The organism is Pontibacter toksunensis, assembly GCF_042686245.1.
Classification (GTDB): Bacteria; Bacteroidota; Bacteroidia; order Cytophagales; family Hymenobacteraceae; genus Pontibacter; species Pontibacter toksunensis.
In genome coordinates this window covers 234,636-248,421 of the sequence record NZ_JBHUOX010000006.1, presented here as the reverse complement: position 1 = coordinate 248,421, position 13,786 = coordinate 234,636, and the positions used below count along the sequence as shown (strand labels likewise).

Annotated in this window: 12 protein-coding genes and 1 tRNA gene; 9 read left to right on the top strand and 4 right to left on the bottom strand. The window is 49.0% G+C overall.

Annotated elements, in window-relative coordinates; translation table 11 throughout:
• Positions 1-129 precede the first annotated feature (129 nt).
• A complete protein-coding gene (locus ACFS7Z_RS10560; RefSeq protein ID WP_377484193.1) occupies positions 130-1,263 on the top strand; it encodes a DegT/DnrJ/EryC1/StrS family aminotransferase in 1,134 nt (377 codons plus the stop codon).
• Between the two features lie 63 nt (positions 1,264-1,326).
• Here ACFS7Z_RS10560 and ACFS7Z_RS10555 read toward each other — a convergent pair whose 3' ends face one another.
• Positions 1,327-2,457 carry a trans-sulfuration enzyme family protein gene (locus tag ACFS7Z_RS10555; protein ID WP_377484191.1) on the bottom strand — a complete coding sequence of 377 codons (1,131 nt, stop codon included), beginning with the start codon at positions 2,455-2,457 and terminating at the stop codon, positions 1,327-1,329.
• A 240-nt stretch (positions 2,458-2,697) separates the two neighbouring features.
• Here ACFS7Z_RS10555 and ACFS7Z_RS10550 point away from each other — a divergent pair, with 240 nt between their 5' ends.
• Complete coding sequence (locus ACFS7Z_RS10550) at positions 2,698-3,009, top strand: putative quinol monooxygenase (protein ID WP_377484188.1); 312 nt, start codon at positions 2,698-2,700, stop codon at positions 3,007-3,009.
• 112 nt (positions 3,010-3,121) lie between these two features.
• Here the strand turns inward: ACFS7Z_RS10550 and atpC are convergent, their stop codons facing one another.
• The 3 genes from atpC to ACFS7Z_RS10535 all read right to left on the bottom strand — a co-directional run bounded on the left by atpC (position 3,122) and on the right by ACFS7Z_RS10535 (position 5,655).
• The gene (gene atpC / locus ACFS7Z_RS10545; RefSeq protein ID WP_377484186.1) at positions 3,122-3,367 is read right to left on the bottom strand and encodes an ATP synthase F1 subunit epsilon; all 246 of its coding nucleotides are present in this window, start codon (positions 3,365-3,367) and stop codon (positions 3,122-3,124) included.
• 93 nt (positions 3,368-3,460) lie between these two features.
• Positions 3,461-4,972, bottom strand: coding sequence for a F0F1 ATP synthase subunit beta (atpD, locus tag ACFS7Z_RS10540; RefSeq protein ID WP_377484183.1), 1,512 nt, complete (start codon positions 4,970-4,972; stop codon positions 3,461-3,463).
• Between the two features lie 458 nt (positions 4,973-5,430).
• Complete coding sequence (locus ACFS7Z_RS10535) at positions 5,431-5,655, bottom strand: hypothetical protein (RefSeq protein ID WP_377484182.1); 225 nt, start codon at positions 5,653-5,655, stop codon at positions 5,431-5,433.
• Positions 5,656-5,891: 236 nt separating this feature from the next.
• Here ACFS7Z_RS10535 and purL point away from each other — a divergent pair, with 236 nt between their 5' ends.
• The 7 genes from purL to ACFS7Z_RS10500 all read left to right on the top strand — a co-directional run bounded on the left by purL (position 5,892) and on the right by ACFS7Z_RS10500 (position 13,765).
• Positions 5,892-8,114 carry a phosphoribosylformylglycinamidine synthase subunit PurL gene (gene purL, locus ACFS7Z_RS10530; protein ID WP_377484383.1) on the top strand — a complete coding sequence of 741 codons (2,223 nt, stop codon included), beginning with the start codon at positions 5,892-5,894 and terminating at the stop codon, positions 8,112-8,114.
• Positions 8,115-8,222: 108 nt separating this feature from the next.
• Positions 8,223-8,295, top strand: a tRNA-Gln gene (locus tag ACFS7Z_RS10525).
• 157 nt (positions 8,296-8,452) lie between these two features.
• On the top strand, positions 8,453-9,382 hold the full coding sequence (locus ACFS7Z_RS10520; protein ID WP_377484180.1) for a ribose-phosphate pyrophosphokinase: 930 nt from the start codon (positions 8,453-8,455) through the stop codon (positions 9,380-9,382).
• A gap of 185 nt (positions 9,383-9,567) precedes the next feature.
• Positions 9,568-10,155, top strand: a complete 588-nt coding sequence (locus ACFS7Z_RS10515) for a 50S ribosomal protein L25/general stress protein Ctc (RefSeq protein WP_377484178.1) — start codon at positions 9,568-9,570, stop codon at positions 10,153-10,155.
• A 239-nt stretch (positions 10,156-10,394) separates the two neighbouring features.
• Positions 10,395-10,958 carry an aminoacyl-tRNA hydrolase gene (gene pth, locus ACFS7Z_RS10510; protein WP_377484381.1) on the top strand — a complete coding sequence of 188 codons (564 nt, stop codon included), beginning with the start codon at positions 10,395-10,397 and terminating at the stop codon, positions 10,956-10,958.
• Positions 10,959-11,069: 111 nt separating this feature from the next.
• Positions 11,070-12,335 (top strand): MFS transporter, encoded by a 1,266-nt coding sequence (locus ACFS7Z_RS10505; protein ID WP_377484176.1) that lies wholly within the window; start codon positions 11,070-11,072, stop codon positions 12,333-12,335.
• 164 nt (positions 12,336-12,499) lie between these two features.
• On the top strand, positions 12,500-13,765 hold the full coding sequence (locus ACFS7Z_RS10500) for an MFS transporter (RefSeq protein WP_377484174.1): 1,266 nt from the start codon (positions 12,500-12,502) through the stop codon (positions 13,763-13,765).
• Positions 13,766-13,786: the final 21 nt, after the last annotated feature.

Genomic DNA, 13,786 nt, shown 5'->3' with positions numbered 1-13,786 from the left:
TGATATGCTCACTTCCTGTTCATTTTGATTAAGCGCTGAAGGCACCCAATTTAAGCAGATGCCGTTTTACAAACTTATTACCGCCGGAGTGTGCTTCCGTCGGATTTCCAGCACAGATTTAGCAGCAACATGAACTACAGGCCAGGACGAATATTTCTTTCGGTGCCACACATGGGCGGGCACGAAAAGAACTACGTGCAGAAAGCATTAGAGGACAATTGGGTCGCCACCAACGGGCCTAACCTGCCCGGCTTCGAGCACGACATCTGCCAGCACACCAATGCACGCCATGCGGTAGCCCTTAACACAGGTACTGCTGCCCTCCACCTGGCGCTGCATCTGCTGGGTGTGAAAGCCGGAGATGAGGTGCTCTGCTCCACCTTTACCTTTGTTGCCTCGGCCAGCCCTATTATGTACCTGGGGGCTGTGCCTGTTTTTGTGGAAAGTGAAGAAAGGACCTGGAACATGTGCCCCGAAACTTTGCGCGACGCTATTGCAGCGCGTTTAAAAGCAGGCAGACGCCCGGCAGCTATTGTGTTGGTGCACCTCTACGGTATGCCCGCTGAACTGAGCCAGCTTATGGCTGTGGCTGATGAGTTTGGGATACCCGTGGTGGAAGACGCGGCAGAATCACTTGGCTCCCGTTACAGCGGCCACCAGGTAGGCACCATAGGGCGTATGGGGGTATTCTCGTTCGATGGCAATAAAATCATTACCACCTCTGGCGGCGGCGCGCTGGTAACAGAAGACCAGCAGTTGGCAGAACAGGCACTGTTCTTAGCAACCCATGCCCGGGATGCGGCTCCCTTTTACCAGCACTCCCAGATGGGGTACAATTACCGTATGAGCAACATCAGTGCGGGCATCGGCCGCGGACAGTTAGAAATGCTGGAGAAGCGCGTGAAACAGCGCCGCGAGGTTTTCACCTACTACAAAAACCAGTTACAGCACATAGAAGGGCTCGCGTTTCTGCAGGAACTTAAAACCTGCTTCTCCAACCGCTGGCTTACCACGGTGCTTCTGCCGGAAAGCCACCACCCTGAACAGGTAAGGCTGGCGCTGGAGGAGGCAAACATTGAGACGCGTCCGCTATACAAACCACTGCACCTGCAGCCCCTTTTCGCAGCTTACCCTTACTATGGCAATAGCATGAGCGCCGGCTTGTTTGAAAGGGGCCTGTGCCTGCCCAGCAGCAGCAGTCTTACCGAGGAAGAACTGGAGAAGGTAGTAAAGCACCTGAGGCGAGTCCTAGAGTCCGTTTAATGCTATTGTGTGCTGGCTTCTGCTTCTCAGCCAGCACGGTCAATTAACCTGAACATCCCGGCCCTATACCTGGGCTAAAGCCTGCTCAATGTCGGCAATGATTTCCTCCGGCTCTTCTATCCCTACTGACAAACGTATGACACCAGCCGTTATATCCATTTTCTCGCGCTGCTCGTGGCTCAGCGACCGGTGAGATGTGCCCAGAGGATAAGAAATAGAAGTTGCCACTCCCGCCAGAGACGAAGCAAACGGAATCTGCTGCAGCCCCCGCATGAAGCGGTTTACGGCCTCCTTATCATCCTGAATCCGGAAGCTGAGCATGCCGCCGAACATGCCGTGGCCCTGTGCCCTGGCCAGTTCAAAATGCGGGTGCTCTTCCAGCCCCGGGTACCATACTTTCTCTACTTTGGCGTGCGCCTGAAGATAGTTTGCCACAGCCAGGGCATTGCTGCTGTGCTGGCGCATCCTTAGGCGCAGCGTCTTCAACCCCCGTGCCGCCAGCCATCCTTCGAAAGGGCTCAGGTTCAGGCCATATACCATCATCACCTGCTTTACTCGCTGCAAATCCTCCTGCTGCTGGCACACAATTACTCCTGCCGTTACATCACTGTGGCCAGAAAGGTACTTCGTGACACTATGCATCACGATGTCAGCCCCCAAGGCAAGTGGTTTGGTAATGACAGGTGTGGCAAAGGTATTATCCACAACAAGCCTGATTTGGTGCTGCTTTGTTTCCTGTGCCAGCCGCCCGATGTCGAACACCTGCAGCAAGGGGTTGCTCATCGTCTCCACCAGCAACAGGCGCGTGTTTGGCTGCACATAAGGCTGTAGCTTATACATGCTATCTGTAGGAACCAAAGTCACTTCTATTCCGATGCGGGTGAGTTCCTTTGTAAGTAAGGCGGAGGAACCGCCATAAATTTCCTCGGCACATAATACATGGTCCCCGGCTTTGCACACTGCCAGCACTGCCGCCAGTATAGCCGACATGCCCGACGAGGTAACCACGGCACCTGCCCCACCCTCTAGCTTGTTCACCTGCTCTGCCAGTTCATCTGTGTTGGGGTTGCTGTAGCGCGTATACATGTAGCTCTGCCCCGGCTGCTCAAAATATTGTTCCAGAGCATTCAGATCATCGAAGGTGAAGACAGAGGTTTGGTATATCGGCGTGGTTTTCGGGTGGATATGCGACATAATTCAGAATATGACTTTGGCTTAAAGTTAAGCAGGAATTATACGTATCTAAAATATTTCTGCAGTTTGCCCTTAAAATCAGATTTTCAATTCTTTCCTCTACGGCACTGAAATATGTTTCACATGTAGCAAATACATAAAACATTATTACATCTAAAATGATAGGAATAGTGTATATTTTAGCTTGCAGGCTAATAACTCTTCAGGAAAAGCATCAGCAGAAACAAAAGCTAAAACGCTATGAATAAATACGGACTACACGGTAAACTAACAGCAACAGAAGGAAACGCAGAAAAACTTTCTTCAATCCTGCTGCAGGCATCGGCATTGGTTTCAACAGCAAGAGGCTGCCACCTTTACATGGTCAGCAAAGACAAAACCGACGAAAATGTTGTATGGGTAACGGAAGTATGGGACAGCAAAGAAGACCACGACAATTCATTGACTGTTGAAGGAGTAAGGGAATTGATATCGCAGGCCATACCCATTCTGAACGGAAGGCCTGAGCAAGGGCAGGAGCTTGAAATCTTGGGTGGGGCTGATCTTAAGTAACTCAAAAAAGGCTTGCCTCGCATAGGGCAGATTTTGAAGCTTTACAAAACAGCAGCGCCTTCTGCTCAAAAGAACAGAAGGCGCTGCTGTTTATACTTTAAGAAGGCTTAGCCTATGCTACTACAGACTCAGCGAGTACGATGATTTTGTTGTTCAGCACTTCCACCACACCACCGTCCACAGTAAAGAACTCCTGACCGGTGCTGGTCGTGATGCGAACCTGGCCACTTTCCAATGTACTGATAAGCGGCGCGTGCAGGTCAAGCACCTCGAAGGAACCGTTGGTCCCCGGAAACTTAGCTGCTTCTACCTCACCGGCAAAAACCTTTTTATCTGGCGTGATTATCTCTAAATACATTTTGCTTAGTTAAGAGTTTAGAGTTAAGAGTTAAGAGTGAAAATTGGAATAACCAACTCTTAACTCCTAACTCTTAACTTTTAACTATAAAATCTATCTTGCTTCAGCCATCATTTTCTCACCTTTGGCAACCGCATCTTCGATGGTGCCTACAAGGTTGAAAGCTGATTCAGGAAGGTGGTCATGCTTACCGTCCATGATTTCGTTGAAGCCTCTGATGGTGTCTTTGATATCAACCAGCACACCTTTCAGACCTGTAAACTGCTCTGCTACATGGAACGGCTGAGACAAGAAACGCTGCACGCGGCGCGCACGGTGTACCACCAGCTTATCTTCTTCAGAAAGTTCGTCCATACCAAGGATGGCGATGATATCCTGAAGTTCCTTGTAACGCTGCAGAATCTCTTTTACACGCTGCGCTGTGTTGTAATGCTCAGCACCCACAACGTCAGCAGACAGGATTCGGGATGTAGAATCCAGAGGGTCTACCGCAGGGTAAATACCAAGCTCAGAGATTTTACGGGAAAGCACAGTTGTCGCATCCAGGTGGGCAAATGTTGTTGCCGGAGCCGGGTCAGTCAAGTCATCCGCAGGCACGTAAACAGCCTGTACAGATGTAATAGAACCACGCTTTGTAGACGTGATACGCTCCTGCATGGCACCCATTTCTGTTGCCAGCGTTGGCTGGTAACCTACCGCTGATGGCATACGGCCTAAAAGAGCCGATACCTCAGAACCCGCCTGTGTGAAACGGAAGATGTTATCAACGAAGAAAAGAATATCACGACCAGCATCGCTAGAACCAGGCTCACCATCGCGGTAGTATTCCGCCATAGTCAAACCAGAAAGAGCCACACGGGCACGCGCCCCAGGAGGCTCGTTCATCTGACCGAACACGAAGGTAGCTTTCGACTCTTTCAGTTCTTCAGGGTCAACTTTAGAAAGATCCCATCCGCCGTGCTCCAGGGACTCCATGAAGTTGGCTCCGTAACGCACGATACCGGCTTCAATCATCTCACGCAGCAGGTCATTTCCTTCACGTGTACGCTCACCCACACCGGCAAATACAGAAAGACCACCGTGTGCTTTCGCAATGTTGTTGATCAGCTCCTGGATAAGTACGGTTTTACCTACACCGGCACCACCAAACAGACCAATCTTACCACCTTTTGCATAAGGCTCAATTAGGTCGATTACTTTGATACCTGTGAAAAGCACTTCAGAAGAAGTAGCCAGGTCTTCAAAACGAGGGGCAGGTCTGTGAATTGGCAAACCACCCGTGCTCACAGGCTGCGGGATACCATCAATGGCTTCACCGATCACGTTGAAAAGACGCCCTTTGATGCCTTCACCTGTCGGCATTTGGATAGGAGAACCCAGGTCAATTACCTCGATGCCACGGCTAAGACCTTCTGTAGAGTCCATGGCAATGGTACGCACACGGTCTTCCCCAAGGTGGTTCTGCACTTCCAGTACGATTACCTGGCCGTTCTCTTTCGTCACTTGCAGGGCATCCAAAATATTTGGTAGCTTAATGTTGTCACCCACAAAGCTAACGTCCACTACCGGACCGATAACCTGGGTAATTCTGCCAATATTCGCCATTTGACTTTGTTAAATTAACTAACTATTGTTATGGAGTTATTTCAAGGTGCAAAACTAATGCATAAAAAGATGAAAACCTTGCGAGGCTTTAAAAACTTTAAGCACACCTTATAATATAGTAGGCACAAACACCGGAACAACAGGAGACTCAAAAAGGAATGGCAGGTATAAGACACCCTTTCGTTTTTTCTATCAGTTCTGCATAGCTTATATGATGTACCTGTGGCACGACCTGTTGATAGCCTGAAGACAATAGGTTACCTATAGCTCCGGAGGAGCAGTATGAATTGATGTGAATTAACAGATCGTCCCAGCGGGACTAAAATCGATAAAAATTAGCTTCTACCAAATACAGTTCCGGATACATACAGGGCTACTGCCGCCATTCACTACTGTTCACACAGCAACTTTTCAGCAGGAGCAGACAGTAAGCTACTATAGAAAATTTTAAAGCATGCTTACAGGTTCTTCAGCATTTCAATCTGATCATCGTTCAGAAGGATGTACCTGTTATTGAAGGGGTTGGCGTAGAACTTCTCGGCAATGATGTACTCACCGGTTTTCAGTTTGTGGATGTTGTAGCTGAAAAGGCTGTTAGACCGCTCTATCACCAGTTCAGTGTTACTTAAATCTAACTCCCGGCCACAGGTGGTAACAACAATGTCTTGATTAGTGGTTATCATGATAAAAAGATGGAAACAGAGGGTAAAGAGATACTGCAAAATTCTTTACGCATATTCAGAACACATGTGTCACCCTGACTAAATAAAAATCAGTTTTTTTATCAACGGGTTGTTGTCGCCGGAACGGGAGCAGTAGACACCAGAAGCGTTTGCCGGAGCAGCATTACAAAAAGGGTAAAGTTCTGCTGTACTCTTTAAGTATAAGTTCCTACTTTTGCTAATCCGTTACAAACCAGATAACCGTGGAACAAGAACTGACAACAGTAGAAACCGCCCGGAAGCTTGGCCTTCTGGAAGAGGAATTCGAAAAAATAAAGCAAATATTAGGACGCACCCCCAACTTCACGGAGCTGAGCATTTTCTCGGTGATGTGGTCTGAGCACTGCTCCTATAAAAACTCTATTGTTTGGCTGAAGAAACTCCCGAAGTCGTCGCCGCGCATCCTGGCAGAGGCCGGTGAGGAAAACGCCGGGCTGGTAGACATCGGCGACGGCTACGCCTGCAGCTTTAAGATAGAGTCCCATAACCACCCCTCTGCCATTGAGCCGTACCAGGGTGCTGCCACCGGTGTGGGAGGTATCAACAGAGATATTTTTACGATGGGTGCCCGCCCAATCGCTCAGCTCAACTCCCTGCGCTTCGGCAACCCGAAATCTGAAAAGACGCAGCGCTTATTACGCGGTGTGGTAAAAGGAATTGGCGACTATGGCAATGCCTTTGGTATACCAACTGTGGGCGGCGAGCTTTTCTTTGACGAGTGCTACAACATTAACCCGCTGGTAAACGCCTTCTCTGCAGGTATCGTGAAGGTTGGCGAAACAGCTTCTGCCACTTCTTATGGTGTTGGCAACCCGGTGTTCATTGTGGGTTCTGCCACAGGTAAGGACGGCATGGGCGGTGCTGCGTTTGCTTCCAAGGATATTACAGAAGACTCTGCCAACGACCTGCCATCCGTACAGGTAGGAGACCCATTCCAGGAAAAGCTTTTGCTGGAGGCTACCCTGGAGGTTATTCAATCGGGTGAAGTGATTGGAATGCAGGATATGGGTGCCGCCGGTATCACCTGCTCTACTTCTGAAATGAGCGCAAAAGGCGAGCACGGCATGGACATCTGGCTGGACAAAGTGCCAACGCGTCAGAAAAACATGGTGCCGTTCGAGATTCTGTTGTCGGAGAGTCAGGAACGGATGCTGATAGTAATGAAGAAAGGTTCGGAGCGAACCATCAAGGACATCTGCGACAAATGGGACCTATACTGCGAACAGATTGGTGTGGTAACAGAGGGCGGTACCCTGCGCTACTACATGCACGGCGAACTGGCAGCCGAAGTACCAGCTGAAGACCTGGTATTAGGCGGCGGCGCACCGGTTTATCACCGCGAGTACCGTGAGCCTGCATATTTCGCAGAGTCAAAGAAATTCAACATAGACCAGGTGCAGGAGCCGGAAGACTACCAGGCTGTAGCTGAGTTCCTGACGACACACCCGAACATCGCCTCAAAGCGCTGGGTATACCGCCAGTACGATTCGATGGTAGGCACTGCCACCATGACAACCAACGCTCCTTCTGACGCGGCCATCGTGAAGGTAAAAGGAACGGACAAATCGATTGCTGTAACAGTAGACTGCAACAGCCGCTACGTGTATTCCGACCCGGAAGAAGGCTGTGCGATTGCAGTGGCAGAGGCTGCCCGTAATATAGTATGTTCCGGTGCCGAGCCCGTGGCCATTACCAACTGCCTGAACTTCGGAAACCCTTACGTGCCGGAAGTATACTGGCATTTTGTGGGCGCCATTAAAGGTATGAGCAAGGCATGCGAGGCATTTGGCACGCCGGTAACAGGAGGTAACGTGAGTTTCTATAACCAGTCTTCTGATGAAGGCCCTGTTTTCCCGACACCAACTATCGGTATGCTGGGCATCCTGGAGAACAAGGAAAACAAGATGACGCTCGCTTTCCAGAATGCAGGCGACCTTATTTATATGGTGGGTAATGCGCAGAACGACATCGCCTCTTCCGAGTACCTGTACTCTTACCACAAAGTAAAGCTCACTCCTGCCCCATACTTTAACATGGACGAAGAACTGAAGCTGCACGAGGCAGTGAAGGCCGTAATCGAGCAGAAGCTGATAAACTCTGCGCATGACGTGGCTGACGGCGGTTTATACATTGCCTTGCTGGAGTCTGCTATGCCGAAAGAACTAGGCTTTGACATTGATACAGATAAAAACTTCCGGAAAGATGCCTTTTTGTTTGGGGAGAGCCAGGGCCGCGTAGTAGTATCGGTAAGTCCGGAGCAGCAGGCAGATTTTGAGAAAGCACTGCAAAATAATGGGGTGAATTTCACGAAATTAGGTAAGGTAACAGCTCATGACTGCCATATAGACGGTGAACTGTTTGGTGGCATTACCGTGGCCAAAAAGCACTATGACACGGCGCTGGAGCAGATTTTAGACTAAACTTTTCTGAAAAATTTTGCAGCAATAGTTTGCAGTTTAAAATCGTCTCTCTATCTTTGCATCACCAAACGACAAAGGGGCGAAAGTCCTGAAGTTTAGTAGGGAGATTGTCCGATGGTGTAACTGGCAACACGTCTGATTTTGGTTCAGAAGAGTCCAGGTTCGAGCCCTGGTCGGACAACAATCAAGAGAACAACACTCAACCGGGTGTTGTTCTTTTTTGCTTATGGAGCAGCCGTAAGCATTTAAAAACAAATATTGTTGATAGAAGGCATCTGAAATTTTGGTAGCTTTGCGGGCATAATAAACTTTACCCAACCTAAGTATTCAGCCCCGTTATGCCACAGGTTAAAATTTTTTCCGGATCTGCGTCCCAGTATTTAGCTGAGAAAATAGCTGCCGCTTATGGCACTAAGCTAGGTGATGTGAGCATCTCCCGCTTCAGCGATGGAGAGATAGGTGTCCATTACAATGAGTCAGTACGAGGTGCAGAGGTTTTCATTGTACAGTCTACATTTCCGCCGACTGACAACCTGATGGAACTGATGTTACTGGTAGATGCTGCCAAGCGTGCCTCGGCACACAAGGTAATTGTGGTGATGCCGTACTACGGCTACGCCCGCCAGGACAGGAAGGACAAGCCCCGTGTTTCTATAGGCTCTAAAGTGGTGGCAAACGCGATACAGTCTTGCGGCGCTGACCGCCTGATGACCTGCGACCTGCATGCAGGCCAGATACAGGGCTTCTTCGACATTCCGGTAGATCACCTGGATGGCTCGGCCATCTTTGTGCCTTACCTGCGCAGCAAGAACCTTGGCAACGACTTGATCTTCGCCTCTCCCGATGTGGGCGGTGTGGTAAGAACAAGAGCCTTTGCCAAGAACTTCGGGGCTGAGATGGTTGTTTGCGACAAGTACCGCAAGCGTGCCAACGAAATTGCCTCGATGCAGGTAATTGGTGACGTGGAAGGCATGGATGTGGTACTGGTGGATGACATGGTGGATACAGCAGGCACCATTACCAAAGCAGCTGAGCTGTTGCGGGAAAAAGGAGCAAAATCAGTTCGTGCTATTGCCACACACCCTATTCTTTCAGGGCCGGCTTACGAGCGTATTGAGAACTCAGTGCTGGAAGAACTTGTTGTATCGGACACGATTCCGCTCAGGCAGGAATCCTCGAAGATCACGGTGCTGTCTTTCTCAGACCTGTTTGCCCGGGCAATTAACAACGTGGTTACCCACGAGTCGATCAGCTCACTGTTTATTTAATTGTTGATTGCTGGTGGTTTATTGTTTTTAGACTTAATCCAGCGTTCAATACATTGTTAAATGGCTTAGTTGTTTATTAGTTGTTTTCACAGTATCTGAACCAACAATTTAGCAACCAACAGTTTAACAATTTAACCAAGGCTATACTTTTGTAGCGATATAACATTTTTTAACAAAGTCATTTTATGAAAACTTTAGAGATTATAGGGTTTAAAAGAGCAAATCTCGGTAAGCAGCAGGCAAAAGACCTGCGCAAAGAGTCTTATGTACCAGGTGTTTTGTATGGCAACGGAGAGCAAGTGCACTTCTATGCGCCAGCCATCCTGTTCAGAGACTTAATCTATTCGCCAGAAGTATACGAAGTAGATCTTAACGTTGAAGGTACACATTACCGTTCTGTACTGCAGGATGCACAGTTCCACCCGGTGAACGAAATGCTGTTGCACGTAGACTTCCTTCAGTTGCAGGACGACAAGCCAGTGAAACTGGATATCCCTGTGAAGTTTGTTGGAACATCTCCTGGTGTGATTGCAGGTGGTAAGCTTTCTGTTAAGCTACGTGCCCTGAAAGTGAAAGCGCTTCCTGCTAACCTGCCGGATTACGTAGAGGTTAACATTTCTGACCTGGAGCTTGGTAAATCAATCAAGGTATCGAAAGTGAAGTCTGAGAACTACGAGATCCTGACGAACCCAAGTGCCCCAATCGCGACAGTAACTGTTCCACGTGCCCTGAAGAGCGCGCAGATGGAAGAAGCCCGCGGCGGCAAGAAATAATAAGCTCATACAGCTTTTTAGTATTAAATCCTGTCCTGCCTACAAGCGGGGCAGGATTTTTTATTTCGGCTAGATACTTAAATGGCTAAATTGCTGCCTTGTTTTATGGTGCTGCTACCGCGGAGGCTACTACACTACTTTTAAACTATTAAGCAACATACCAATTGAGCCATTCAACAATTGAAAGCATAAAACAGTGGCTGGGGCTTACCCCCGCCACTCCTGATGAAGATATAAGTATGAAATATTTGATAGTGGGCCTCGGCAACATCGGCCCGGAATATGCGGCTACGCGCCACAACATTGGCTTTATGGTGCTCGATTACCTGGCAAAGAAACATGAAGGCAACTTTGACGTGGGCCGCCACGCCTTTGTAACGGAGATAAAGACCAAGGGTCGCACCTTTGTGCTGGTCAAGCCAACCACCTACATGAACCTGAGCGGAAAAGCCGTTGGGCATTACCTCAACAGCCTTAAACTACAGCCAGAGCAGATGCTGGTGATTACGGATGACCTGGCCCTGCCTTTCGGCAAAATCCGCATCCGAGCGAAGGGTAGCCCCGGCGGGCACAATGGCCTGAAGCACATTGAGCAAACGCTTGGGCACAATAACTACCCGCGCCTCCGCTTTGGTGTCGGTGACGCCTTCTCCAAAGGCAAGCAGGTAGACTACGTGTTGAGCACCTTCAGCACTGATGAAGAAATTGAGCTACAGACGCTGATAGAAAAGTCAGCGGAAGCGGCTATCGCCTTTGGCACCATTGGCCTGGAGCGGGCGATGAACCAGTTTAATACGAAGTAATCATTTTACCTGCATCCTATGTAGAGACGCAAAATTTTGCTTCTTATTTTGCTCTTGTACTAATAAGACTCAGCATATTTGCATCACATTACAGCTGCACCACCACATAAAATGAAACGGCTCCTCCTCCTCTACCGCAACGCCTTTGGCGGGCTCTCCAAGCCCGCCTGGATGATGTCTGTGGTGATGCTGATCAACCGGAGCGGCTCTATGGTAACGCCTTTCCTGAGCCTTTACGTGACAGACATGCTCGGCTACAGTTTGCGCGAGGCAGGCATCGTTCTAAGTATTTATGGCCTGGGCTCTGTTTGCGGTTCTTTTTTAGGAGGTTGGCTTACAGACAAAGTCGGGCACTTTAAAGTGCAGTTCGTGAGCCTGACACTCGGTGGTAGCCTGTACTTTCTGCTGCTCAACCTGCGGCAGTTTGAGTACCTGGCAGCCGGTGTTTTTGTTCTCAGCCTAGTAAACGACTGCCTGCGGCCGGCTAACTCAGCCTCTATTGCGCACTATGCAAAGCCGGAAAACATGACCCGGGCGTTTTCGCTGAACCGCATGGCCATTAACCTTGGCTTTTCTGTTGGCCCGGCCCTTGGGGGACTGTTGGCGGCTTTGTCTTACCAATGGCTCTTTATTGCTGATGGTGCCACTTGTATAGCTGCAGGTATCTTTTTCTTCCTGTATTTCCGCAACCAGCAGGGCCATCGGCCGGCACCACAGCAGCAGGTTTCATTGGCTGTAAAGGCACCTACTGCCCGCTCGCCGTACCGGGATGGCTACTTTCTGCTGTTCGTGCTCTTATGCTGCAGTTTTGCTGTAATGTTTTTCCAGTTGTTTACTACCCTTCCCTTGTACTGGCGGGGTATATATGCACTGCCGGAAAGTCAGATTGGCCTGCTCATGGCGCTGAACGGGATTATCGTCTTTTTACTGGAGATGATGCTGGTGTACCTGATTGGCGAACGTATAAAGAAGCAGGTATTGATTTTAGTTGGTCTTCTTATCCTGGGTGTCTCCTTTATCGTCCTGAACATGATGCAGCACCTGAGTGTACTCTACCTCTCTATGCTGCTGCTCAGCATCTCCGAAATCTTTGCAATGCCTTATATGGCCACCATCACAGTGGAGCGCTCTAACATTGCTAACCGTGGGGCTTATATGGGGCTTTATACTATCTCTTATGCTGCGGCACACGTTATAGCACCGCTCTTGGGCACCACCATCATTTCCACCTACAGCTTCGCCACACTCTGGTGGGTAATTGGAGTCATGGCCGTCATCACAGCAATCGGGCTTTACTGGGTAGTGCAGAAGATAGAGAACGAGCGGAAAGAGGCACAACCTACTGTGGCTGCAGGCGGAAGTATGGTAGCAAAATGATATAGCTGTATAACGAGTGAGATTAGATTTAAGTCAAAGCCGAAACACCTTACTTACTTCATTCTTCTGCTAAGAGCTATAAACAGGAAAAGTATGATTTTGTAAAGTAGATTTAAACCCTACATTTACAGTTACAAAATATCCTGCTTCTGTACTATCTTTTCATGAAGACATTACTTAAAACCTTACGAAACGCGTACAGTGGTTTTTCAGAACCTGCCTGGATGCTCGCTTTAATGGTTATCATTAACCGTAGTGGCGCCATGGTCATGCCATTCCTGGCAGTTTACCTGACAGAAGTACTGCATTTTAACTTAAGCCAGGCAGGCTTTATACTTAGCATGTATGGGTTAGGCTCTGTTTGCGCCTCTTTTGTAGGTGGGTGGCTAACAGACAGGTTCGGGCACTTTAGCATCCAGTTCATCAGCCAGGTGGCCGGGGGTTGCCTCTTTTTTCTCATCCTGCAGTTGCAGCAATTCGAATTCGTGGCGGCAGGCGTGTTTATACTAAGCCTCGTGAACGACACTTTGCGCCCTGCAAACGCTGCCGCTGTTGCACAGTATGCGACAGCTGAGAACCTTACCCGTGCCTTCTCACTCAACCGCATGTCCGTAAATCTTGGCTTTATTGTGGGAACCGCTATAGGCGGTGTGTTGGCAGCAGTTTCTTATAAATGGCTTTTTATGGCAAATGGTATCATGGGTATAGTGGCTGGTCTCTTCTTCTTTTGGTACTTTCTGGGCCGGCAAGATGAGCAGCCAGCACAAAAACAAGTAGAGGAGCAACCGCTGCCTGCAGCAAGTGGTTCTCCATTAAGAGACCTTCCGTTTGTAGTTTTCGTGCTATTGTGCTGCTGCTTTGCCACCATCTTTTACCAGTTGTTCTCCACTCTCCCGCTCTATTACAAGCAGGCGTACCAGCTATCAGAAGAACGCATAGGACTTTTGATGTCATTTAATGGCGTTGTTGTACTTCTTGTGGAGATGGTACTGATATACCTGCTGAACAAAATCATGAAAAGGTCAGTGCTGATAGTGGCAGGTGTGCTGCTGCTGGGCTTTTCCTTTGTGCTTTTTAACATGGTGCACCACTTGAGTGTGTTGCTTATCGCGATGCTGCTTTTCAGCTTGTCTGAGATACTGGCGATGCCATTTATGTCGGCCATCACTGCTGAACGCTCCGGTGCCTGTAACCGGGGTGCGTATATGGGGCTATTCACTGTCGCTTATACAGCCCCACTGGTCATAGCGCCTTATCTTGGTACTACAATTGCCTCCATCTATGGGTTTGCTACCCTTTGGTGGGCTACAGGGGGATTGGCTGTGGTCACGGCTGGTGGTTTGTATGTTGTGGTGCAGCAAATGGAAAAGCAAAGGCCTGGCAGGCAAACTGTCCTTCCGGATGCGGATGAAGCGCTGATTGTTGTATAAAAAACCTCACATGCCTTAGGC

What these genes read in the sequence shown, in the direction of transcription:
- ACFS7Z_RS10560 (WP_377484193.1), top strand. Translation starts at nt 130, where the DNA reads ATGAACTACAGGCCAGGACGAATATTTCTTTCGGTGCCACACATGGGC.
- ACFS7Z_RS10520 (WP_377484180.1), top strand. Translation starts at nt 8,453, where the DNA reads ATGCCACAGGTTAAAATTTTTTCCGGATCTGCGTCCCAGTATTTAGCT.
- ACFS7Z_RS10505 (WP_377484176.1), top strand. Translation starts at nt 11,070, where the DNA reads ATGAAACGGCTCCTCCTCCTCTACCGCAACGCCTTTGGCGGGCTCTCC.
- ACFS7Z_RS10515 (WP_377484178.1), top strand. Translation starts at nt 9,568, where the DNA reads ATGAAAACTTTAGAGATTATAGGGTTTAAAAGAGCAAATCTCGGTAAG.
- ACFS7Z_RS10550 (WP_377484188.1), top strand. Translation starts at nt 2,698, where the DNA reads ATGAATAAATACGGACTACACGGTAAACTAACAGCAACAGAAGGAAAC.
- ACFS7Z_RS10555 (WP_377484191.1), bottom strand. Translation starts at nt 2,457, where the DNA reads ATGTCGCATATCCACCCGAAAACCACGCCGATATACCAAACCTCTGTC.
- atpD (WP_377484183.1), bottom strand. Translation starts at nt 4,972, where the DNA reads ATGGCGAATATTGGCAGAATTACCCAGGTTATCGGTCCGGTAGTGGAC.
- pth (WP_377484381.1), top strand. Translation starts at nt 10,395, where the DNA reads ATGAAATATTTGATAGTGGGCCTCGGCAACATCGGCCCGGAATATGCG.
- atpC (WP_377484186.1), bottom strand. Translation starts at nt 3,367, where the DNA reads ATGTATTTAGAGATAATCACGCCAGATAAAAAGGTTTTTGCCGGTGAG.
- ACFS7Z_RS10535 (WP_377484182.1), bottom strand. Translation starts at nt 5,655, where the DNA reads ATGATAACCACTAATCAAGACATTGTTGTTACCACCTGTGGCCGGGAG.
- ACFS7Z_RS10500 (WP_377484174.1), top strand. Translation starts at nt 12,500, where the DNA reads ATGAAGACATTACTTAAAACCTTACGAAACGCGTACAGTGGTTTTTCA.